The 21,060-nt window shown below is 71.2% G+C and carries 17 protein-coding genes and 2 pseudogenes; 8 read left to right on the top strand and 11 right to left on the bottom strand.

All coding sequences use genetic code 11. The features are described from left to right. The first annotated feature begins 38 nt into the window (after window positions 1-38). Window positions 39-416, top strand: a complete 378-nt coding sequence (locus CRP55_RS18050; RefSeq protein WP_097321257.1) for a VOC family protein — start codon at window positions 39-41, stop codon at window positions 414-416. Here CRP55_RS18050 and CRP55_RS18045 read toward each other — a convergent pair. Genes CRP55_RS18045 through CRP55_RS18035 form a run of 3 tightly spaced genes read right to left on the bottom strand, consistent with a single transcriptional unit; the run spans window position 353 to window position 4,994 of the window. Beyond that, window positions 353-1,534 (bottom strand): cytochrome P450, encoded by a 1,182-nt coding sequence (locus tag CRP55_RS18045; protein ID WP_097321256.1) that lies wholly within the window; start codon window positions 1,532-1,534, stop codon window positions 353-355. The two genes, CRP55_RS18050 and CRP55_RS18045, sit on opposite strands and share 64 nt — an antisense overlap. After that, window positions 1,531-2,787: a glycosyltransferase gene (locus tag CRP55_RS18040; protein ID WP_097321255.1), complete on the bottom strand. Its 1,257-nt coding sequence runs from the start codon at window positions 2,785-2,787 to the stop codon at window positions 1,531-1,533. Before CRP55_RS18040 ends, CRP55_RS18045 begins: the two co-directional genes overlap by 4 nt. Then, window positions 2,784-4,994 (bottom strand): GH92 family glycosyl hydrolase, encoded by a 2,211-nt coding sequence (locus CRP55_RS18035; RefSeq protein WP_281260799.1) that lies wholly within the window; start codon window positions 4,992-4,994, stop codon window positions 2,784-2,786. The genes CRP55_RS18040 and CRP55_RS18035 overlap by 4 nt, the downstream gene beginning before the upstream one ends. A gap of 198 nt (window positions 4,995-5,192) precedes the next feature. Here CRP55_RS18035 and CRP55_RS18030 point away from each other — a divergent pair, with 198 nt between their 5' ends. Next, the gene (locus CRP55_RS18030) at window positions 5,193-7,832 is read left to right on the top strand and encodes an Hsp70 family protein (protein WP_179855237.1); all 2,640 of its coding nucleotides are present in this window, start codon (window positions 5,193-5,195) and stop codon (window positions 7,830-7,832) included. On the opposite strand, the gene CRP55_RS18025 is transcribed toward CRP55_RS18030, so the two are convergent. The 7 genes and pseudogenes from CRP55_RS18025 to CRP55_RS17995 all read right to left on the bottom strand — a co-directional run bounded on the left by CRP55_RS18025 (window position 7,789) and on the right by CRP55_RS17995 (window position 14,496). After that, window positions 7,789-9,249 carry a dynamin family protein gene (locus CRP55_RS18025; protein WP_097321253.1) on the bottom strand — a complete coding sequence of 487 codons (1,461 nt, stop codon included), beginning with the start codon at window positions 9,247-9,249 and terminating at the stop codon, window positions 7,789-7,791. The genes CRP55_RS18030 and CRP55_RS18025 overlap by 44 nt on opposite strands. Window positions 9,250-9,384: 135 nt before the next feature. After that, window positions 9,385-9,555 (bottom strand): annotated as a pseudogene (locus CRP55_RS56625) (hypothetical protein); the annotation flags it as partial. 40 nt (window positions 9,556-9,595) lie between these two features. Beyond that, window positions 9,596-11,275, bottom strand: coding sequence for a dynamin family protein (locus tag CRP55_RS18015; protein ID WP_245923177.1), 1,680 nt, complete (start codon window positions 11,273-11,275; stop codon window positions 9,596-9,598). Between the two features lie 664 nt (window positions 11,276-11,939). Then, window positions 11,940-12,629: a hypothetical protein gene (locus tag CRP55_RS18010; RefSeq protein ID WP_097321250.1), complete on the bottom strand. Its 690-nt coding sequence runs from the start codon at window positions 12,627-12,629 to the stop codon at window positions 11,940-11,942. A 257-nt stretch (window positions 12,630-12,886) separates the two neighbouring features. Next, window positions 12,887-13,480, bottom strand: a complete 594-nt coding sequence (locus tag CRP55_RS18005) for a DUF4190 domain-containing protein (RefSeq protein ID WP_143234703.1) — start codon at window positions 13,478-13,480, stop codon at window positions 12,887-12,889. A gap of 18 nt (window positions 13,481-13,498) precedes the next feature. Then, the gene (locus CRP55_RS18000; RefSeq protein ID WP_097321248.1) at window positions 13,499-14,065 is read right to left on the bottom strand and encodes an NADPH-dependent FMN reductase; all 567 of its coding nucleotides are present in this window, start codon (window positions 14,063-14,065) and stop codon (window positions 13,499-13,501) included. Further along, the gene (locus CRP55_RS17995; RefSeq protein ID WP_097321247.1) at window positions 14,062-14,496 is read right to left on the bottom strand and encodes a nuclear transport factor 2 family protein; all 435 of its coding nucleotides are present in this window, start codon (window positions 14,494-14,496) and stop codon (window positions 14,062-14,064) included. The genes CRP55_RS18000 and CRP55_RS17995 overlap by 4 nt, the downstream gene beginning before the upstream one ends. A gap of 84 nt (window positions 14,497-14,580) precedes the next feature. On the opposite strand from CRP55_RS17995, the gene sigJ reads away from it, so the two are divergent. Genes sigJ through CRP55_RS17970 form a run of 5 tightly spaced genes read left to right on the top strand, consistent with a single transcriptional unit; the run spans window position 14,581 to window position 19,102 of the window. Beyond that, entirely contained in the window at window positions 14,581-15,441 is an 861-nt protein-coding gene (gene sigJ, locus CRP55_RS17990; RefSeq protein ID WP_097321246.1) for an RNA polymerase sigma factor SigJ, read from the top strand. Window positions 15,442-15,450: 9 nt separating this feature from the next. Continuing rightward, on the top strand, window positions 15,451-15,942 hold the full coding sequence (locus tag CRP55_RS17985) for a DinB family protein (RefSeq protein ID WP_097321245.1): 492 nt from the start codon (window positions 15,451-15,453) through the stop codon (window positions 15,940-15,942). Window positions 15,943-15,975: 33 nt separating this feature from the next. Further along, window positions 15,976-17,568 carry an acyl-CoA dehydrogenase family protein gene (locus CRP55_RS17980; protein ID WP_097321244.1) on the top strand — a complete coding sequence of 531 codons (1,593 nt, stop codon included), beginning with the start codon at window positions 15,976-15,978 and terminating at the stop codon, window positions 17,566-17,568. A 26-nt stretch (window positions 17,569-17,594) separates the two neighbouring features. Further along, window positions 17,595-18,806, top strand: a complete 1,212-nt coding sequence (locus CRP55_RS17975) for an MFS transporter (RefSeq protein ID WP_097321243.1) — start codon at window positions 17,595-17,597, stop codon at window positions 18,804-18,806. A gap of 8 nt (window positions 18,807-18,814) precedes the next feature. Continuing rightward, entirely contained in the window at window positions 18,815-19,102 is a 288-nt protein-coding gene (locus CRP55_RS17970; RefSeq protein ID WP_097321242.1) for a hypothetical protein, read from the top strand. Here the strand turns inward: CRP55_RS17970 and CRP55_RS17965 are convergent. Beyond that, window positions 19,099-20,556 (bottom strand): ATP-binding protein, encoded by a 1,458-nt coding sequence (locus tag CRP55_RS17965; protein ID WP_097321241.1) that lies wholly within the window; start codon window positions 20,554-20,556, stop codon window positions 19,099-19,101. The two genes, CRP55_RS17970 and CRP55_RS17965, sit on opposite strands and share 4 nt — an antisense overlap. A gap of 98 nt (window positions 20,557-20,654) precedes the next feature. Here CRP55_RS17965 and CRP55_RS54645 point away from each other — a divergent pair. Beyond that, window positions 20,655-20,856 (top strand): annotated as a pseudogene (locus tag CRP55_RS54645) (helix-turn-helix domain-containing protein); the annotation flags it as partial. Between the last annotated feature and the right edge of the window lie 204 nt (window positions 20,857-21,060).

The following is a 21,060-nucleotide window of genomic DNA, read 5'->3' as shown; positions in this document are numbered from 1 at the left end:
GGTTGTTTTTAACAACCACCATGGATAGCGTCTCCGGTATGGGACAGCCAGTGGTGCACTTCGAGATCATCGGGTCCGACCCGCGAGGGTTGCGCGACTACTACGGCCGCCTGTTCGGGTGGACCTTCGACACCAGCGGGCCCGTCGCGCCGTCGGTGTCCGATGAGGGCGAGTACGGCTTCGTCGACGGCGGCCTTCCGGGCGGCGTGGGCGGCGGCCGCGGCTACCAGCCGCGCGCCCTGTTCTACGTCGGCGTTCCGGATGTCGAGGCGGCACTCGAGGAAGCCGAGCGGCTCGGCGGAACCCGGGCCTCAGATCCTCAGCGCGCGCCGGGCGGCATGCTGACCGTTGCTCACTTCGAGGATCCGGAGGGCAACCTGATCGGCCTGGCCGCGGTGACGCGGACGGCCTCATAGGCGCGCAGCACGAACGTCGGCCGCTGGACCGGCTCCTGCTCCAGCGACAGCTCCGGGGCATGATCGAGCAACGCCGACAGGGCCGACCGCAACTCCAGGCGGGCCAGCGGCGCGCCCAGGCAGAAGTGCAGGCCCGCGCCGAAACCCAGGTGCGGGTTCGGGGTGCGCGCCACGTCGAAGCGGTCCGGCTCGGCGAAGACCAGCGGGTCGCGGTTGGCCGCGCCGAGCAGTGCGGCCACCTCGGCGCCGGCGGGAATCGTCACGTCGCCGACGCGGACGTCGGCCGCGGCGGTACGGATGAACATGTGCAGCGGCGGGTCGTAGCGGATCATCTCCTCGGCCGCGCTGTCGATCAGGGAGCGGTCGGCGCGCAGCCGGGCCAACTCGGCCGGGTGGCGCAGCAGGGCGACCACGCCGCCGCCGAAGGCGTTGACCGAGGCCTCGTGCCCGGCGTTCAGCAGCAGGATCGCCGAGGCCACCAACTCGTCGGACGCGAGAAGGCCGGCCATGTGGCTGATCATGTCGTCCTGCGGCTCGGCTTCGCGGCGGGCCGCCAGCACCCGCAGGTAGTCCGCGAACTCCCGGGACGCGTCGAGGGCGGCCGCCTCGTCGGCCGGGGTGCGCGTGACCTCGTACATCCGAATGATGGCGGCGGACCACGGCCGTAACCACCGCCGGTCCTCGGGCGGAACGCCCAGCAGTTCCGCGATCACCTCGACCGCCAGGGGCTCGGCCACATCGGCCAGCAGGTCGAAGGACGAGCCGGCCTCCGCGAGCAGAGCGGCCACCGAGGACGCGATCGCCGGTTGCAGGCGGGCGACATGGCCGCGGTTGAAGGCCGCGGCGACCGAGGACCGGAGCCGGGTGTGTACGGGCGGCTCGTTCTCCATCATCTGGTTGCGGTGAAGGAGGTTGAACGGCTCGTACACCGAGGCCGGCTCCCGGTCGGTCCAGAACCGGCCCAGCCGCCGGTCGCGCAGGACCGCCCCGGCGGTGGCGTGGCTCGCGGCCAGCCACCGCCCGGTCGGCTCGTGCCAGAGCACCGGCCCGGCGTCGCGGAGCCGGGCCAGAGCCGGGTACGGATCGCGGATGAACCCGGCATCCCCGAAATCGATCATTCCAAAGGAGGAAACAAATCGTCGAACACCGCACCCCGATCGAAGGTCATCGCATAGTCGCGGGCCCGCTTGGCCAGATCCTCCTTGTCGGAGTCGGTCATGTCCAGCACGGCCGTGTCGATCGCCTCGGCCAGGGCGTTGATGTCGCCCGCCTCCACGATGATCGCCGTGTCGCCGACCGCCTCCCCGGTGCCGCCGGTCAGCGTCGTGATGATCGGGCCGCCGCCGGCCAGGGCCTTCTCGGCCAGCGCGATGCCGAACGTCTCGACGAAGTCCGGTTCCGGCTTGGTCGGCAGGGCGTACGCCGCGCAGCCGCGCATCAGCAGCGGCTTCTCCTCGTCGTCGACGTCGGTCAGGAAGACGATCTGGTCGTCCTCCTTGGCCATCGCCCGCACGTGTTCCAGCGCCGGCCCGGTGCCCGCCACGACCAGCTTCACCTTGTCCCGGGAGCGCATCTGCCCGTACGCGATGACCAGGTCGTAGATGCCCTTGGCCCGCGCCACCCGGGACAGGAAGAGCACATAACCGCCGCGGGTCAGCCCCCGCTTGGCCAGGGCCGCGTCCACCGCGTCCTCGTCGAGGTCGAGGTAGGCCGACGAGTCGATCGGCGGATAGCTGACCGTGACGCGCTCCCGGCACTGCGCCGCGAACGACGTGCCGCACGCCTCGTCCACCTCGAGCGCCGACGCGATGATCTCGTCGCGGGTGTACTCGGAGACCGCCACCACCTCGTCGTTGGCCAGGAACGTGGTGAACAGGACGGTCGCCGCACCGAACCGGCCCTCGCGCAGGCACGACCGGATCACGTTCGTCACGTCCGAGCCGACCGCCTTGGCCACCGTGTGCACGTCCGGCGCGAATCCGGCGGCCCGGGCCGAGTTCACCGCGTCCACCACGACCTGCGTGTGCGGCACCAGGTACATCGACAGGCAGACGGTCGGTATCGGGTCGGCCAGCAGCTCGACCAGGCGACCGGTCAGCCCGGCCAGATGCCTTCCGTCCGGCACCCGGTAGTCGCCGACGGCCTCCGGCCGTTCGACGGTGATCCCTTCGCTGTACGGCAGGAGGCGGTCCAGCGGCTTGAGCGGCAGCCCCGCGGACTGGAGCACGCCGATGGGCCAGGTCAGCAGGCGTACGTCGGTGAAGCCCCGGGTCAGCGCCACCTCGGCGAGGTTGCGGGCCTCGCCGGAGTGGCCGCAGATCACCGGGTCGGCACGGACCACGATGACGAGTCGGCGATCGGGCTGGGTCAACGTTCCTCCGGTGGTGGCGGGTCGGACAGGGACGGCGGGCGGTTCCCGCGCCCCCAGCTCGTCGGCTCCGGGCCCAGCCGCAGGTGCAACCGGCCGCCGCGGTGCACGGCGGCGGCGCTCAGGTGGGTGCCGTGCAGCGGCTGGCCGTTCAGGGTGGCCGATTGGACGTACTGGGCCGGAAGTTCGCGGTCGAGTCCGTCACTGCCGATCGGGTCGTCCCGCAGGCCGCTGGTCTCGATCACGAACTCGCCGCCGGGCATGTCGATGGCCGCGCGCTCGAAGGCCGGCGCGTTGATGAGGAACTGCTGCTGGCCGGCGACGGGGAACAGCCCGAGCGACGCCCACACGTACCAGGAGCTCAGCCCGCCCGAGTCGTCGTTTCCGGGCAGGCCACCCGGTCCGGTGCCGAACTGCCAGGTCAAAGCCGACTGCACGATCTCGGCCGTACGGCCGGGGCGCCCCGCCCAGTGATACGCCCACGGCGCTTCCATGTCGGGCTCGTTGTTCAGGCCCTCGAACCGGTTCAGGGCGTATCCCGCCGCCATCTCGGCCGCCAGGGGACGCCGGCCGGGCTGCTCGACCGGGTCGGCGCCGTAGCCGAAGAACCGGTCGAGCTTGGCCAGGAACGCGTCGTCGCCGCCGGCCAGCGCGATCCGGGCGGCCATGTCGTGCATCAGGCGGAACGAGTAGTTCCACTTGCCGCCCTCGTAGAACTCCGAGTCGCGCAGGAGCCCGGTGGCCGGGTCGAACGCGTTCACCCAGCCCTTCGCCTTCTCCTGCAGGTCGGTGGCCAGGCGGCGGTCGCCGAGCGCGCGGGCCAGCCGGGCCGTGCACTGATAGGCGTAGGCGAGGTCGAGGGTGTGCGTGATCGGGTGCACGACGCCGTGCTCGTAGAAGTCCTCGCCGTACATCCGCCGCAGGTCGTCGACCATGTGGACCAGGGCCCAGGCCCAGTCGATCTCGGCCCGGCCCAGCGCCTGGGCGTCGGCGATGGCGGTGTGCGCGAGCGCGCTGGCCTGCCGGAAGAACCGGTCGGCGCCGCGGGCCATCCGGTAGCCGATCGGGAAGTTGCCCTCCTCCTCGCAGACCCGGATGAGCGACTCCAGCAGGTCGGCCGAGCGCTCGGGGGCGATCGCGGCCAGCAGGGGCAGCTGGGTCTTGTAGATGTCCCACATCGTGCAGACGTCGAAGGCGTACGGCCCCGAATTGGGCCAGAACGGGCTCTCGTCGTCGGCGAAACACGGCTTGATCAGCGAGTGGTAGAGCGCCGTGGAGAAGACGGTGCGCCGGGCCTGCGTACCACCGTCGACCTTGACCTTGTCCAGATGGTCGCGCCAGCGGGACCTGGTCGCCGAACGGACCCGGCCGAACGACGGGCCGTCCTCACCGCACTCGCGGCGCAGGTTCTCCCGGGCCTGGTCACAGCCGCGCAGCGAGAAACCGAGCCGCACCTCGACGGTCTGCCCGGCGCGGGCGTTGCCCCGGAAGAGCATGCCGAACGGGCGCAGGTTGGTGTGCCGGATGCTGTCGAAGTCGAGGCGGGTGCCGCCGTCGATGAGCCGCCGGTCGTACCACAGCATCTGCCGCCAGCCGGGCGAGTCCACCTCGGCGTAGACGCTGAGCGGCACGCCCTCCATGACCACGGTGCCCTGGGCGCGGCCCAGCCCCATGCTCTCGACCTGGGCCCGCAGCGGAACCGTGCGGCCGAGCTCGACCGCGAGACCGCCCATCGACATGTCGATCACGACGCGGCCGCTGCTGGCGGCCGGGAACGTGTACCGGTGCACGGCGACCTTGGCCCCGACCGTGACCTCGCAGCGGATGCCGGTGTCCAGGGTGGCCGCGTAATAACCGGGCGAAGCCTCCTCGTCGGACAGCCCCCACGACTGGCCGAGCTCGTCGAGCGGCTGCACCATCGGGGTGACCCGGACGTAGTTGTAGTACTTGCGGATGGCCCCGGTGCCGGACTGCTGGAAGTGGGTGAACCCGGAGGCCTGCAAACGGTCGAACATCTCCTCCGGCACCCCCTCGGTGTTCTTGCTGTAGAGGCCGTACCCGGTCGGGTACGCGCCGGAGTAGGCGCACGCGGACACCATGCCCAGCGGCGAGGTGGCACCCGGATGGGTGTTGCCCACCTGAGGTTTGGGCCACCACCAGGTGGCGGCCAGGCCGTGCGGCTGCGCGAGGTCGGTCGCCGCGGTTCCGATGAAGGGGTCGACGTTGTCAAGAATGGCGGGACTCTACCCATCGCTAGGTTCGGGGGAGGTTTCCATCATGTGAACTCCGCCCGAGAAGTTGATCAAGAGATTTCCTGAGATCATTCTGTCGTAAATCCGCCTACTCGAATCGTGCCGTTACCCATTCGGGCAAGGGTGCGGATGGCGCGATTCTGGAAACATCGGGGCGTGGCTTCGGAGTACTCCCTCGGCGTTGACCTGGGCACGACACAGACCGCGGCGGCGGTGCGCGAGAGCGATGGGCGCATTGATGTCGTACGCCTCGGGACGCGCCGGGCCGAGATCCCCTCCCTGGTCTTCGTCACCGCCTCCGGTGAGCTGCTGATCGGCGAGGCGGCCGAGCGGCGGGGACAGGCCGAACCGGACCGGCTGGCCCGCGAGTTCAAGCGGCGCGTCGGCGACCCGGTGCCGATCCTGGCCGGCGGGGTGCCGTTCTCGGCCCACGCGCTCACCGGCAAGCTGCTGCGGCACGTGCTCGACACGGTGGTGCGGTTGCGCGGCGGGCCACCCACCACGATCACCCTGACCCATCCGGCGAACTGGGGACCGTACAAGAGGGACCAGTTCGACCAGGCGGTCCGGCTGGCCGACGTGGGGCCGGTTCTGTTCCGCACGGAGCCGGAGGCCGCGGCCCTGCGGCACGCGACGGCGCGCCGGGTCGGGCCGGGCGAGACGGTGGCCGTCTACGACCTGGGCGGCGGCACGTTCGACGTGGCGGTGCTGCGGCGCGAGGGCGACGATTTCGTGCTGCTGGGCGAGGCCGAGGGCATCGAGCAACTGGGCGGGGCCGACTTCGACGAGGCGGTGTTCGGGCACGTCCTGGAGGTGCTGGGCGACGCGGCCGGCGACCTCGACGGCGACGACCCCGAGGTGGTGACGGCCCTGGCCCGGCTGCGGCGCGACTGCGTCGAGGCCAAGGAGGCCCTGTCGTTCGACACCGAGACGATGATCCCGGTCGCCCTGCCCGGCCTGCACCGGCAGGTGCGCCTCAACCGCTCCGAGCTGGAGTCGATGATCGCCCCGGCCCTGGCCGACACGATCGACGCGACCCGCCGGGCCCTGCGCGGCGCCGGCGTGACCCCGGACGATCTGAGCGCCATCCTGCTGGCCGGCGGCTCGTCCCGGATCCCCTTGGTGGCCCAGATCCTGACCGACGAGCTGTCCCGCCCGGTCGCCGCCGACCCCCACCCGGAGCACAGCGTCGCCCTGGGCGCCGCCCTGGCCGGCGCCACCACCCCGATCCCCGCCCGATTCAGCGGCCGAGGCGGCGCTGCCCCGATTCCCACGCCCTCCACCGGCCGAGGCGGCGCTGCCCCGATTCCCACGCCCTCCACCGGCCGAGGCGGCGCTGCCCCGATTTCCGCCCCCTCAGCGCGTCGGGGCTCCGCGACGCCGGCCTCCGCGCGACCGGCCTCCGAACCATCAACCCTCGCGTCGCCGGCCCCCACGTCGTCGCCCGCCTCCTCTTCGTCGGCCGCACCCCGGCAGGCCGCCACGGCCGCAGCCGGCGTGCAGTACGCGCGGGGCGCCGCCTCTGTTCCCGGCAGCTCCGATTTACCGGACACTTCGGAAATGTCGGTAACGTCAGGACGGTCGGAGACCGCAACGTCGCCGAGCGTCGCACCCGCGCCCCCGGCTCGCACACAGATCTTCAGCCCACCCACGCCGAGCCCGCAAACCGGATATTCGCCCGGGCCGGAGTCACCGGGCACCTACCCCGCCGGCTCGCCAGTCGGGTACTCGGCCGTGGCGGACCCGCACGCCGCCTATCCGGCGCCGCCGGTTCAGACTCCGGCCGGTCCCCGCGCGCCGGGCGAACCTGAGCCCGGGCGGCGGCGGAACGGCCGGATTCTCGCGATCACCGGGGCTTTCGTGGCCGTGCTCGTCGCGGCGGGGACCGCCGCCTACATCGCGCTCAACCGGGACGACGAACCCGAGAAGCCCGACGACGCTCTTCCCGCCAACTCGGCGGCCGCCGTGCCGTACCCGACCGACAAGAAGATCCTGGTTCGTGTCGACACCGGGGCCGACTCCGGGCCGGAGCGGATCTCCAAGATCTACGCGTTCCAGCCGGGCACCGACACACCCCGTACACCTCTGGCCGGCACCGAGCCCGGCGATGTTCTTCCCAAGTGGTCGCACGACCGCAAGCAGATCGCCCTCACCCACAACACCGGCACCGCCAGCGAGATCTACGTGATGAACGCCGACGGCTCCGAGCGCCGGAAGATCATCGACGATGCGCCGGGGCGGGTCGCCTGGTCGTCCGACGACAGCAAGCTCGCCTTCGTCAAGAAGGTCGACGGCGTCACCCAGCTCTTCACCATGCCGGTCGCCGGCGGCCCGCACAAACAGCTGACCTTCTCCAAGGACCCGAAGGACGACCCGTTCTGGTCGGCCGACGGCAAGGCCATCGCGTACTGGGTGCAGCGCGGCGGCATCAAGCAGATCTACGAGCTCGACATGGCCGACATCAAGGAGCCCGGCCGCCAGATCACCACCGCCGCCATGGGCCAGGCCAACGATCCCGCGCTCTCCCCCGACGGCTCGCAGGTGCTGTTCACCCGCGAGGGCGACAACGGCGACTCCGACATCTGGATCGTCGGCCGCGACGGCGAGAACCCGCGGCAGTTGACCGACGACCCGTCCCGCGAGCAGGATCCGAGCTGGTCACCGGACGGCACGTGGTTCGCCTTCGCCCGCGGCCCCTACGAGCGCCCCCGCATCGTCCTGCTCAAGCCGGACGGCACCGGCGAGGCCGTCGTCACCAAGTCGGGTCAGCGCGAGGCCCATCCCTGCTGGTTCTGAGGGCCAACAAGCCTTCGCATGTACGGGTCACCGCCCGCGCCGCCGTTTTCAGGTCGCGGGCGGAGAGCGGGTGCTCGGCGATCCGCTGCCACTTCGACAGGGCCGCCCGCGCCTGCTCGGCCACCTCGCCGTCGGCCGCGGTGGGGTCCAGACCCAATCGGCTGTACGTGTCGATGCCGCTCCCGCCGATCAACCGGTCCATCTCGGCCAGTTGATCGTCCTTTCCCGGTACGCGCCCGGCCCGCACCAGGCGCAGCAGCCGCAGCTCCGTGAGCTCGTGCGCCCCGGCCCGGATCCGCTCCGCCTCCACGGCCGCCCCCGACCCCGGCGCCACACATTCGTCGAGCACGGCCAGGGCCGAGCGCGCCTTGAGCACTTCCGCGCGTCCCGCGAACTGCGCGGTCAGCACCTCCCGCAGCCGCCCGATGCCGCTCTCCTCGGTCAGGGCCGCGGCCAGCCCCGGCGCGTCGCCGATCGCCCCGTCCTTGATGAGGCGCACGGACACCCGTACCCCAAAAAGCCCCAATCGCCCCAGTAGCCGCCGCCGGGCCTCGCCGGAATCGGCGAACCGGTCGGCCGTGAGCAGCAGCTCGATGACGTCGTCCATGGGCAGCGCGGCGACCTGGCCCAGCACCCGGAACTCGTCCTCGCGCAGCGTCGCCCCGGCCGCACCGAGCAGCCCCGCCACCGGAACGATCACCGGGCAGAGCCGCCGCAGCCGCTCGTCGGCCGCATAGCGGTCGGCGATCCGGCCCGCCGCCGTCATCGCGTCGAGCCGGCACCCGCCGATCTCGTCGGCCCGCGACAGCACCCCGACCGCGTTGACGGGCGTGCCCTCACTGACCCCGTCCGCGTGGAACGACTCCAGGAAGCGCACATCACTCCCGTGCATGTGCCGCAGCAGATAGAGCACGGCATCGGTCTGCGCCGCCCGCTCCCCTTCGGCATCGAGAAACGCCATGGTCCGCAACGACACGTCAGCCGACAGCGAGGCGATCCCGGGCGTGTCGATCAGCGTGTGCCGGCGCAGCCGCCCACTGGGAAGCCGCACTTCCAGCTTCTCGACCTCTTCCGCGGGCCGCCCCAGCGAGATCTCGATGGCCCCATGACGCCGCGTGAAGGGCCGAGACTCAACAGACCCGTCACTCCCGTACGCGGTCACGGCATACCCGGGCCCATCGGCGTACCAGGTAACGATCTTCGTGCACTCCCCCGCGTCGGTGGGAGCCAGTTCCTCCCCCACGAGCGCGTTCAGAAGCGTCGACTTCCCGGCCTTGACCCGCCCCGCGATAGCCACCCGAAGCGGCTCATCCACACGAGCCCGAGCCGCCACCAGCCGCGGATTCCCGGTCTCGTTCACGGCCCGCTCGAGAAGCCCCCGCACCTGATCGAGCAGGGTTCCCTGGTGGCCGCTCATCCGCTCACTCCCACGCCGTCCCACCCAAGCCCGCCCCCGCCACCCGCGCGCCCACACCCAGCCCCGCCGCGCCCGCCGCCCGCACCCCTCACCCCGCGCCCGCCGTCCGCCCGCCACAACCGGCGCCCGCCGTCCGCGCGCCACAACCCGCGGCCGCCGTCCGCCCGCCACAACCCGCGGCCGCCGTCCGCCCGCCACAACCCGCGGCCGCCGTCCGCCCGCCACAACCCGCGGCCGCCGTCCGCCCGCCACAACCCGCGGCCGCCGTCCGCCCGCCACAACCCGCGCCCGCCGTCCGCCCGCCACAACCCGCGCCCGCCGCGCGTGCGCCCGGGGCTCGTGTCCTTCACGCGGCCAGCCCGTCCAATTTGCGGCGCTGTTCGGCCAGCGCTTCCATCCGCGCCTTCTTGTCCGAGTCCGACATTTCGGATGCGCGATGGGCGGCGGCCCGCGAGGCGGTCGCCGAGCGCTCGATCGAACGTGCCCGGCCGGTGAACTCGTCGCGGAGCAGGCGCTGGGTCCGGCGTACGGCCTCGCGGCAATCGCGACCCAGATGGAAGCCGACGTCGTCGATGTATTTGCGCAGCTCCGACAGCGCCAGCTGGCGGCGCTGGCGCACCTGGCGCTCCTTCTCCATCTTCATCATCCGCCGGCCCAGGGTCAGGCCCGCGATCAGCCCGAGCGGCGCCGCCCAGGCCACACTGAACAGGGCGCCCACCGCCCCGAGCAGGTAGAAACCGCCGTACGAGACGCGGGCGGCGGTGAACGCCCCGAGGAACTGCTGCATGCGCGTCTGCTGGAAGCTCACGTCGAGCACGGCCGCCTTCGACAAGGCCAGCTCCGGCGCCGGCAGGTCGATCTCCAGCTGGTCGCACTCCAGCCCGAACCGCTGCGCTACCTCGGCCGCCAGCTGTTCGGTCCGGCTGACCAGCATCATCAGGTTGTCGGCGGCCGCCGCCGCGGCCTCCCGCGCCGCCCAGGCCTGGAAGTCCTGCCACGTGTCGCGCGGATCCGAGCCTTCCAGCACCTCCGCGCCGTCGCGGATGATCCGCCGCAGCCGCTCGCGCAGGTCGTGGTCGACGTCCGCCGCCAGGTCCTGGATGCCGTCGCCGAGCACCGTCTGCCACGAGCCGTTGGCCAGGCCGGCGCTGCGGCGCGCCCGTTCCTCGTACCGCTGAACCGCCTGCGGCACGCCCCGGATCGCCGCCCCTTCGGCGTCGACCCGCTCGCGCAGCCGCTCGACCACGAAGGACAGCTCGGCCCGGGCCGCCGCGACCTTGTCCTGCATCGCCGCCTCGAGCACGTCACGGCGCAGCAGGTCGACCAGCCGGGGGTAACCGGACTCCTGGTTGAGGGCGGTGTCGTCGCGGGCCTGAGCCCGGGCCCGCAGGAACGACGACACCGGCACGATCGGCACGTCGAGCCCGGCCCGTTTCAGGTGCCCCTCGTTGATCTGGGCGATCCGCCGCCACTCCACGTGGAGGTCGGTCTTGGTGAGCACGCAGAAGGTGCGGGGGCAGCGTTCGACCGTACGCCGGAGGAAGTCGACCTCCGGCGCCGTGAGCTCCTGGGCCGCGTCGGTGACGAACAGGGCGGCACCGGCCGACGGCAGCAGCGCCAGCGTGACGTTCCCCTGGGCCGAGTCGAGCCCGCCCACCCCCGGCGTGTCGACGATGGCGAGCCCGGCCCCGAGCAGCCGCCGGTCGAGCCGGACCTCGATCGGCTCGTCCAGATGGTCCTTGATCGCGGCCATCTCAATCGGCGTGTCACCGGCCCACGCCGCGGGCTCCGGCCCGAAGCGCAGGGTCATCGGCGCCGCGGTCACGATGTCGGCGTCGACCGGGCAGACGTCGGTGCGCAGAAGGGCATTGACCAGCGTGCTCTTGCCCTGCTTGAACTCACCGACCACGGCCACCGTCACATCGGCCGCACGAAGCTGCGCGGTGGCCCGGTCGATCCGCTCGACCAGATCGACTTCCCCGCTCCCGGCCGCGAGCGCCCGCGCGCCGGCCAGCTCGCCGAGCACGGTCAACGGCTCTCCCCTGCCTCACTCACAGCGACCGACCGCACGACCCTACACAGTGAAGCCCCATGGTCGACCCCTCCACTCGGACGGATTTCCGACATGCGCCCACCCCACCCCATGTGCGATGTTGTGCGCCGTACCACCTCGATCCCTCCGCACGCGCCGCCGGAACGGCACCCCGAGCGGCGCGTGCGGAGCCCGCCTTCCCGCTTCGCCCCCTGTCCGCTTTCAGGACCACGAGGCAGCCCACGATGTCGCCGGTTCAGCCGGTGTCGACAGGCCCTGTCAGCGCCTCATTCTGATTGGCGGTCGCCACCGGCACCACGCCGCGGTCGGCCACCCAGCTGTCCGTCCGCGGCGAACGGCACGCAAGGCCTACCACAGTTGACGAAGTATGCATGCATATCCCGCCGGCCGGGAATCGCGTTGCCCTGTCCGCCCTTCCGAGGTTGGTAATTTCGATTGGCATGATCGTTCGTTTGATCTCGATCTTCGATGTGCGGGACAATTACTCATGGCACAGATGGGTTTCTTTTCCAGGTCCGAAATTGCTGCGATGAGAGATTGGACGGGCGTCCCGCGCCATTCGCCGGACATGGTGGAAATTCGCCGCGATCATGCGGAACGGCGACGATGGGGCCTCAAGCGGCGCCACGCTGCGAAGTTATGCCAGTTGCACGGCTGTTCGCGGGCGTGCGGCGAAGTGGGCCTGCACGATTCGTTCGAGCGGATACCCCCGCTCATCTGGGATGACGACGTCACGCGTGCGCGGCCGGACCCGGAAGTCGCCCGGCAGGCCGCTCCGGCCTGCCGGGCGGAACAGCCAGTTGAGGCTGTGGCTGCACCGCAGCCCGAGCCGCCGTTCCAGGCCGAGCCGGCGATCCAAGCCCAGCCGGCGTTCCAGGCCGAGCCAGCAGTCCGGACTGAGCCAGCAGTCCAAGCCCAGCCGGCGTTCCAGGCCGAACAGGCAGTCCAGACCGGACCAGCGGCCCAAGCCCGACCGGCAATCCAGGTCGAACAGGCAGTCCAGGCCGAACCAGCAGCCCAAGCCCAGCCCACAGTCCAGGCCGAACCAGCAGCCCAAGCCCAGCCGACAGTCCCGACCGAGCCAGCGGCCCAAGCCCAGCCCACAGTCCAGGCCGAACCAGCGGCCCAAGCCCAGCCCACAGTCCAGGCCGAACCAGCAGCCCAAGCCCAGCCGGCGTTCCAGACCGAGCCGGCAGTTCGGGCCGAGCCGGCGGCTTTTGCTGGGCCGGCGGCTCCGGCGAAGGGCGCCGCGCGGGCCGGGCGCACCGAGCGGTGTGGATTTCCGGGCGCTGCGGTGAATGACGGCCGCGGGTCGCGGCCGCCCCATTCGGTATCGAACAGACAGGGTGCGCGGCGCGAGCTTTCACGCGCAACGGTCACATTACGCCATCATTGCCCGCGCCGGAGGTGCGATCCGGCAATTTTGTGGCCATCCGGAACGTCATTGGTGCGTGCGCTGCGGAAAGCTTGCCGGATCAGGGCTATTCAATTTACCCGGGGGACGTCATCCGCGCTATTGGGTGACGAATTGCGTGTAGTAGATGTCGAGCACGGCGCCCTGATAAGCCGTTCTCACCTGGTCGATCAGTTGCTGCTTGAGCGTTTCGCGACTGTTCTCGGTGGAGAGTTCGCCGGTGGTGCGGCCGGTGCACTGGTCAGACCTGTCGCCTTGCTCAGGTCCAGCTGCTCCGGGGCTCCGGCCGCCGGCTGGAGCGACATCGCCAGCTTCAAGTAGTGGTCGTCGGCGAGGTTGATGGTCAGCGGGTCGCCCACGGCGACCACCTCGCCCTTGCCCTGTGGTGCCGAAGTCGCGGAGGTGTCGTCGGACAAGCGGGATGACACGGACGACACCGGTGCCAGGAGGGCACCGATGCCGCCCAGGATCAGGATCAGGGCGATGACCGCGGTGGGGATCAGGCCCAGTACGAGGCCGGCTATCGCCATGCCGCGGCCGCTTCGGGCGCCGCCGCGGGTCTGGCCCAGGCCCACGTAGCCGAAGACGATGGCCAGGATGCACGGAACGGCGAAGGTGCACCAGCCGCCCAGCACACCGACGATGCCCAGCAAGAGTGACGCCACCGCCATGCCGGGCGTCGGCGGGCCCGGATGTGGCGGGCCGGGAAAGTAGGCCGGCTGAGGAGCCAGGGCCGGCCGCCGGGGGTCACCTTCGTACTTCACGCTGCGCGCCGCTGAAGGTCAGACGGCCGCTCGAAGGGAGGACAGCGCTGTGCTCCAGGCGACCACCTGGTCCAGGGTTCGGTCGAGGGTCGTGGCTGCTCTGTCGGTGGGGTTGAAGGTGGTCAGGTTCTCCCACTCGGTGAAGAGGGAGAGCGTCACCTGATGGGCCACGTCGGCCATTTGCAGGGCGCCTGCGGCCAGGCGGAGCTGTTCGGCGGCTCGGGCGCCGCCGTCCACGCCGTACGAGACCAGGGCCACCGCCTTGTTCGACCACTCGTGGTAGAGGAAGTCCAAGGCGTTCTTCAACGGTGACGGGACGCCGTGGTTGTACTCGGCGGTCACCAGGACGTAGCCGTCGTAGGCGGCGATCGTCGAGGACCAGGCCCGCGTGTGGGCGTGCTCGTAAGAACTGGAGAACAAGGCCGGGTTCGGCTCGTCCAAGTGCGGCAGCGGATGGTCGCGGAGGTCGATGAGGTCGAATTCGGCGTCGGTACGGGGTGCAGCCCGGCCCAAGACCCAGTGGGCGACCGCCTCGCCGCGTCGTTGGGGGCGGGTGCTGCCGAGGATGATGCCGATGCGGGTCATCGTGGGGTGCCTTTCAGCGGGGTGGTGTCCTGGTAGCGGACCTCGTAGACACGTTCGGTGAACTTCCAGCCGTCCCCCGTGCGGCGGTAACGGTCGTGGTAGATGGCCCAGTTCAGTTCGGACCGGCCGTCGGAGGACCGGCCTATCTCCTGCATGTACGTGCGGCCCACCGCCGTGTCGCCGTCCAGGCTCAGGTGGCCGGGGTGGCTGTTCTGCACCAGGAAGTCGACGAGCGTGGGGACCCGGCGGCCGAAGGCGCGCATCTGCTCGCGGCCGATCAGCTCGGCCGGGATGTTCGGCATGCGCAGCGCACCGTCCTCGGTGAACAGGGAGGCCAGGCGGTCGTAGTCGCGGGTCATGGCACAGTCGGTGAACTCGCCGCGCAAGGCCTCGATCTCGACGCGATCGGCGATCAACTGAAAATCGGTCATGGCCGTACGACGAAACGCGCCCCCGGATTGTCAGGACCTCACAACTCGGGTGGCTGCCTCGTCGTACTGGCCGAGGGGGAAAAGATGATCGAGAACGAGCGGCGCCGGTTGACGAATCTGGCCTACCGGATGCTGGGGTCGGTGGCCGAGGCCGAGGACGCCGTGCAGGAGACGTACGTCCGCTGGTATGCCATGTCCGAGAAGCAGCGCGGGCTGATCGAGTCGCCGGGCGCGTGGCTGACCCGGGTCGCCGGGCGGATCTGCCTCGACCAGCTCGGCTCGGCCCGGGTGCGGCGCGAACGCTACGTGGGCGAGTGGATCCCGGAGCCGCTGCCCGAGCCGGGCGACGGGATGCCGGCCGACCCGGCCGAGCGGATCACCCTGGACGAGTCGGTGAGCATGGCGTTCCTGGTCGTGCTGGAGTCGATGACACCGGCCGAGCGGGTGGCGTTCATCCTGCACGACGTCTTCCGCTACCCGTTCGCGGAGGTCGCCGACATCGTCGGGCGCACACCGGCCGCCTGCCGGCAGCTGGCCTCCTCGGCCCGGCGGCGGATGGAGACCTCACGGGCCCCGGTCGCCCCGGCCGCGCGGCAGGCCGCCGTCGTCCGCGACTTCAAACGGGCCTGGGAGGCCAGGGACATCGGCGCCCTGATCGGGCTGCTCGACCCGGGCGCCACCGCGGTCACCGACGGCGGCGGCCGCGCACCCGCGCTGCTCGAGCCCCTCGCCGGGGGCGAGCGCATCGCACACACGTGGGTCGAGCTGGCGTCCAAGGCCGGGGATTTCACCATTGTGGAGCGTTCCGTCAGCGGACGCCCCGGCCTGGTCGTCGAGATCGGCGGCGAGGTGGTCACGGTGTACTCGTTCGAGGTCGCCGCCGATCGGATCACACACATCTGGGCCGTGCGAAATCCCGAAAAGCTCAGCCCGTGGAACCGCTAAGGTGCGCCCATGGCCGAGACCCAGCGCAAGCCCGTACCCCGCAATGACGACGGCGACCTCGACACCGCGCTCGCCTTCCTCGACTTCGCGCGGGAGTCCGTGCTGAAGAAGGCCGACGGGCTGAGCGACGAGCAGCTCCGCACGGTGCTGGTGCCCACCGGCACCAACCTGCTCGGGCTGATCGCGCATCTCACCGACGGCGAGCGCTACTGGTTCGCACACACGATGGCCGGCGAGAAGATCGACGAGCCCGACTTCAGCATGGCTGTGCCGGCCGATGCGAGCACGGCCGAGGTGATCGCCGCCTACCGGGCCGCGATCGAGCACAGCAACGCCGTCATCCGGGCCGCCGACGGTCTCACCGCGCCGGTGCACCACCCGGTGGACGGGCAGTTCCTCAGCCTGCGGTGGGTGCTGGCCCACATGACCAGTGAGACGGCGCGGCACGCCGGTCACGCCGACATCCTGCGCGAGCTGATCGACGGGACCACCGGGCGATAGCGCCGCAAGTTACCAGCGAGTTACATTGCCGGGGTGACGCACGAGGTCTTCAACCAGGCGCCGCCGCTCGTCGACTACGACGTGTCGGCCGACGCGGCCCTGCTCGCGGCCGTCGCCCGGGAGGGCGCGCCATGGGCGGTCGGCGATCTGCACCGGCTCGGCAAGCTGGCCGGTACGGCCGAGCCGCAGCGCTGGGCCGACGAGGCCAACCGGTACGAGCCGCGGCTGCTCACCCACGACCGCTACGGGCACCGGGTCGACGAGGTCGAATTCCACCCGTCGTGGCACCGGCTCATGGAGGTCGCGGTGGCCGAGGGCCTGGCCGGCGCGCCGTGGGCCGACACCCGGCCCGGCGCCCACGTCGCCCGCGCCGCCGGCGTCTTCGTCTGGTCGCAGGTGGAGGCCGGGCACATCTGCCCGATCTCCATGACGTACGCCGTGGTCCCCGCCCTACGTCATAATTCCGATTTGTCCGGAGTATATGAGCCGCTCCTCACGGCGAAGACGTACGACTTCGGCCTCCGCACCCCCACAGCGAAGCGTGGCCTGATCGCCGGCATGGGCATGACCGAGAAGCAGGGTGGATCCGACGTCCGAGCTAACACCACAAAGGCCGAAAAATCGGGCGACGGGACCTACCGCTTGACCGGCCACAAATGGTTCACAAGTGCGCCTATGTCGGATTTGTTCCTGGTGCTGGCCCAAGCGGAAAGCGGGCTGTCCTGCTTCCTCGTCCCACGGGTCCTCCCCGACGGGACCAGGAACGTCTTCAGAATTCAACGGCTCAAGGACAAATTAGGCAACCGCAGCAACGCCTCCTCGGAACCCGAGTTCGACGGCACCACGGCCTGGCTCGTCGGCCCCGAGGGCCAGGGCGTGCGCACGATCATCGAGATGGTCGCGATGACCCGCCTCGACTGCGTGATCGGCTCCGCCTCCGGCATGCGGGCCGCCCTCAGCCAGGCGATCCACCACACCCGGCACCGCAGCGCGTTCGGTGGCCTGCTCGCCGACAAGCCGGTCATGCGCAACGTCCTGGCCGACATGGCCGTCGAGTCCGAGGCCGCCACCCTGCTGGCGATGCGCCTGGCCGGCGCCGTCGACCGCGGGGAGCAGGCGTTCCAGCGGCTCGCCGTCGCCGTCGGCAAGTTCTGGGTGTGCAAGCGCCAGCCCGTGCTCGTCGGCGAGGCCCTCGAATGCCTCGGCGGCAACGGCTACGTCGAAGACTCTCAGATGCCCCGCCTCTACCGCGACGCCCCGCTCAACTCGATCTGGGAGGGCTCCGGCAACGTCCAGGCCCTCGACGTGCTGCGCACCCTGCGCAAGGAGCCCGACGCCCTCGCCGCATTCCTGGCCGAGGCCGAGACCGCCGCCGGCGCCGACCGCCGGCTCGACGCCGCCGTCACCGCCCTGAAGAACGAACGGCCGGACGAGGTGGACGCGCGCCGGGTCGCCGAGCGGCTCGCCCTCGTACTCCAAGGGTCTCTGCTCGTGCGGCACTCCCCGCCGGAGGTCGCCGACGCCTTCTGCGCCACCCGCCTCGGCGGCGACTGGGGCCACACCTTCGGCACCCTCCCCCGCGGCGCCGACACGACCGCCATCGTCGACCGCGCCGCGCCCGCCTGATGATCGCCGGCCGGTAGGGTGCCCCGGTGGCGCTCGGCTCGGACTTTCGCAGACTCTGGACGGCGTACGGGATCAGCGAGCTCGGCACGGGCATCGGCTTCGGCGCCCTCCCCCTGGTGGCGGTGCTGGTCCTCGAGGTCAGCGAGTTGCAGGTGTCGCTGCTGGCCGCCCTGGCCGGGGTGGCCGCGGCCGCGCTCGCGCTGCCGGCCGGTCCGTGGATCGAGTTCCGCCACAAGCGGCCCGTGATGATCGGCGCCGACCTGGCCCGCTTCGCCGCGCTGATCACCGTCCCGCTGGCCATCGCGGCCGGCATGCTCACGTACGCGCAGCTCTGCGCCGTGGCGATCGTCCAGTCGGTGGCCGCGATCGTCTTCGCCTCGGCCAGCGGCTCCCATCTGAAGGCCCTCGTGGGGCCGGCCGACCGGGCCACGGCCAACAGCCGTTTCGAGGCCACCTTCTGGACCGCCTACAGCGCCGGCCCGGCCCTGGGCGGCGCGCTCACCTCGTGGTTCGGCGCCGCCGTCACCATCGCGGTGGACGCGGTGAGCTTTCTGCTCTCGGCTTTGGGTGTACGGTCTCTGCGCAGCCCCGAGCCCGACCCTCCCCAGCGCGTGGCCGCCACGGGCCGGTGGCGGGAGATCGCCGACGGCTGGCGCTACATCGCCGGCCACCGCGGCCTGCGCGCCCTGTTCCTCAACCAGCAGATCTTCGCCGGCGCCATGATGGCCGCCTCACCCCTGCTGGCCGTCCTGATGCTGCGCGATCTCGGCTTCCCGCCCTGGCAGTACGGGATCGGCTGGGGCGCGTCGTGCCTCGGCGGCATCCTGGGCGCGCTCGCCATGCGCCCGCTGACCGACCGCTTCGGCGCCCACCGGGTGCTGGTGTGGTCGGGCCTGTTCCGCGCCCTGTGGCTGGCCCCGCTGGCCTTCATCCCGGCCGGCACCCCGGGACTCGTACTCATGATCGCTCTCGAGGTCTTCGCCTTGTTCGGTTCCGGGGTGTCGAACCCGTCGGTCGCCACCTATCGGATGACCGAGACCGACGACCGCCACCTGTCGCGGGTGATCGCCTGCTGGCAGATCAGCTCTCGTACCACCCAACCGGTCTTCATCGCCCTCGGCGGCGCGCTGGCCGCCGCCACGAGCGTGCGGACGGCGCTGCTCGTCTGCGGTCTCGGCGTGCTGGCCAGCTCGGCCCTACTCCCCTGGCGTGAATCCGTCACGGCCTCGCGGATCTGATTCCCGACATGGTGTTTCCCCAGCTCGGCCCGCGGCTCATCCTGATCGGACGAGACGTACGGACCCGGGAGGTCACCGTGGACACCACCAGCGCTAAGGCGGTCTTCTCGGCCGCCACCAGTGGCATCATCGCATTCCTGTCGTCCCTGCTCACCGCCTTGCAGGGCGAGAACACCGGCTTCGACACGATCACCGACGGGCAGTGGGTCACCGCCGTGCTCGCGGCCGTCGTGGCGATCGCCGGCACCGGCGCCGTCACCTATCAGGTCCGCAACAAGGAGAAGACGCCCGTCTAACGCCCGGCCAGGTCGCGGACGCTCGCGAGCAGCTCCTCCTGGGAGATCGGGTCGACGCGGCCGCCGGACCGGGCGTCCTGCATCGCCTTGGCCAGCTGCACCCGGCGCAGCACCTCCTTGATGTCGGCGCCGGTCATCCCGTGGCTGGCCGCGGCCAGCGCGGTCAGGTCGAGGTCGTCGGCGAACATCTGGAAGCCGGGCGCCTCGTGCGCGGCGATCAACTGCCGGATCATCTTGCGGAAGATCTCGGCCCGGCTCGCCTCGTCCGGTTTCGGGATGCTCAGCTTGACGTCGAATCGGCCCGAGCGGATCAGCGAGTCGTCCACCCGGTGCGGGAAGTTCGTGGTGGCCACGACGATGACGTTCGGGTTGGCCTCGATGAGGTCGTTCATCTCCTGCTTGAAGATGCCGGCCACGGCGTTGATGGCCTGGCTGGCCGCGTCGCCGCCCGACCCGGCGTAGCTGATGATCGAGTCGAACTCGTCGAACAGCATCAGGGTCGGCACCCGGTAGCGCCGGGCGTCGCGGAAGATCTGCTTGATGTTGCGCTCGGAGCCGCCGAGCCACTTGTCGAGGATCTCCGGCGTACGGATCTCGCGGAAGTCGGCGCCGATCTCGTTGGCCAGGGCCCGGGACAGCATCGTCTTGCCGGTGCCGGGAGGCCCGTACATCAAAATGCCCTGCGGCCTTTGCGCACCCCACCGCGCCATGGAGTCGGGGTGCCGGAAGGACACGGCGATCTCGCGCAGCTCGTTGACCTCTTTGGTGAGGCCGCCGACCATGTCGAGGGTGACCGTCTTGGTGGTGGCCGGCGTGGTGGAGATGTTCTCGCGGCTCACCACGTACCGCCGGCCGGTCAGCGCGTCCGGGCCGGTCAGCTCGAGCACCGCCTGCAAGGTCAGCCCGACGAAGGCCTGCAGGTGGGCCGGGGTGACCTCGTCCCGCGCCACCTCGGCGCTCAGGCGGACGACGGTGCCGCTCTCGTCGTACGTCACCGTCGCCTGAAGACCCACGACGGCGTCGGCGATGGTCCCGGCCTGGCGGCTCGCCGCCGGCTTGTCCGGGCGGTCGAGACCCAATCGGCGGTACGCGGCCGCAGCCGCGGCACCCACACCGTCGACGATCCGCGTCGCGATCGGGTCACCCGCCTCGATCCGCTTGGCCAGCAGCAGCCCCACGGGATCGTTGCCCAGCACCAGCTTGCGGATGCGCTCCTTGGACAGCGGCTCGTCGGCCGTGCTGATCGAGGCCGCGAACGTGTGCACCGGCCCGCCGTCGCGGTCCGCGCTCGACACGGTCAGATCGACCCGCTGCACCGGCGACGGCCAGCTCGCCCGCCGCAGGAGCTCGACCGGATTGACCCGCGCCGCGGCCAGCACCGTGGTGGCGTCGACGAGCTCCACGGTGGCACCCGCGTACTCGAAAGTCTCTCCCCGCGCCCGTGCGTCGGACATGCTCAGCTCCCTTGGGGTGGACGGCAGTCTGCCTCCAAGAGTGACACGCCTGTACGACAAACCGCTTGGCGCTCGCCCGGACGCTGTAGGTTGCAGGGATGATGCTCCGCACGCTCATCGGACAGGTGCTCCGGCGCACGCGCATGGCTCAGGGCAAGACCCTGCGCGAGGTCTCCGAGCTGGCCGGGGTGTCCATCGGGCACCTGTCCGAGGTCGAGCGGGGGCGCAAGGAGCCCTCGTCGGAGCTGCTCGACGCGATCTGCCGTGCGCTCGGGCTGACCCTGTTCGACCTGCTGCTGGCCGTCCTGCGCGAGGCTCAGCAGCAGCCGCAGCGCATCGACCTGCGCCAGGGCCGCTTCGAGCTCGCCGACCGCACGCTGCGCGCCCAACTCCCCACCCGCCGCGGCGACTTCCGGCTGGCCGCCTGACCCGGCCGTCCTCCAGGCGGCGCCGCCGGCCGCGCGTCGGGCGCGCCGCCGGGCTCATTCGTCCAGGCGAGCGACG

This window comes from Paractinoplanes atraurantiacus (genome assembly GCF_900215205.1).
Taxonomy (GTDB): Bacteria; Actinomycetota; Actinomycetes; order Mycobacteriales; family Micromonosporaceae; genus Actinoplanes; species Actinoplanes atraurantiacus.
This window is presented reverse-complemented; position numbering and strand designations above follow the sequence as displayed.

Bases quoted from the DNA above. Each gene is read 5' to 3' on its own strand.
- CRP55_RS17985 (WP_097321245.1), top strand. From the start codon at position 15,451: ATGGCCGAGACCCAGCGCAAGCCCGTACCCCGCAATGACGACGGCGAC.
- CRP55_RS18045 (WP_097321256.1), bottom strand. From the start codon at position 1,534: ATGATCGATTTCGGGGATGCCGGGTTCATCCGCGATCCGTACCCGGCT.
- CRP55_RS18000 (WP_097321248.1), bottom strand. From the start codon at position 14,065: ATGACCCGCATCGGCATCATCCTCGGCAGCACCCGCCCCCAACGACGC.
- CRP55_RS18025 (WP_097321253.1), bottom strand. From the start codon at position 9,249: ATGAGCGGCCACCAGGGAACCCTGCTCGATCAGGTGCGGGGGCTTCTC.
- CRP55_RS18050 (WP_097321257.1), top strand. From the start codon at position 39: ATGGGACAGCCAGTGGTGCACTTCGAGATCATCGGGTCCGACCCGCGA.
- CRP55_RS18010 (WP_097321250.1), bottom strand. From the start codon at position 12,629: ATGGGGCGGCCGCGACCCGCGGCCGTCATTCACCGCAGCGCCCGGAAA.
- CRP55_RS17970 (WP_097321242.1), top strand. From the start codon at position 18,815: ATGGTGTTTCCCCAGCTCGGCCCGCGGCTCATCCTGATCGGACGAGAC.
- sigJ (WP_097321246.1), top strand. From the start codon at position 14,581: ATGATCGAGAACGAGCGGCGCCGGTTGACGAATCTGGCCTACCGGATG.
- CRP55_RS17965 (WP_097321241.1), bottom strand. From the start codon at position 20,556: ATGTCCGACGCACGGGCGCGGGGAGAGACTTTCGAGTACGCGGGTGCC.
- CRP55_RS17995 (WP_097321247.1), bottom strand. From the start codon at position 14,496: ATGACCGATTTTCAGTTGATCGCCGATCGCGTCGAGATCGAGGCCTTG.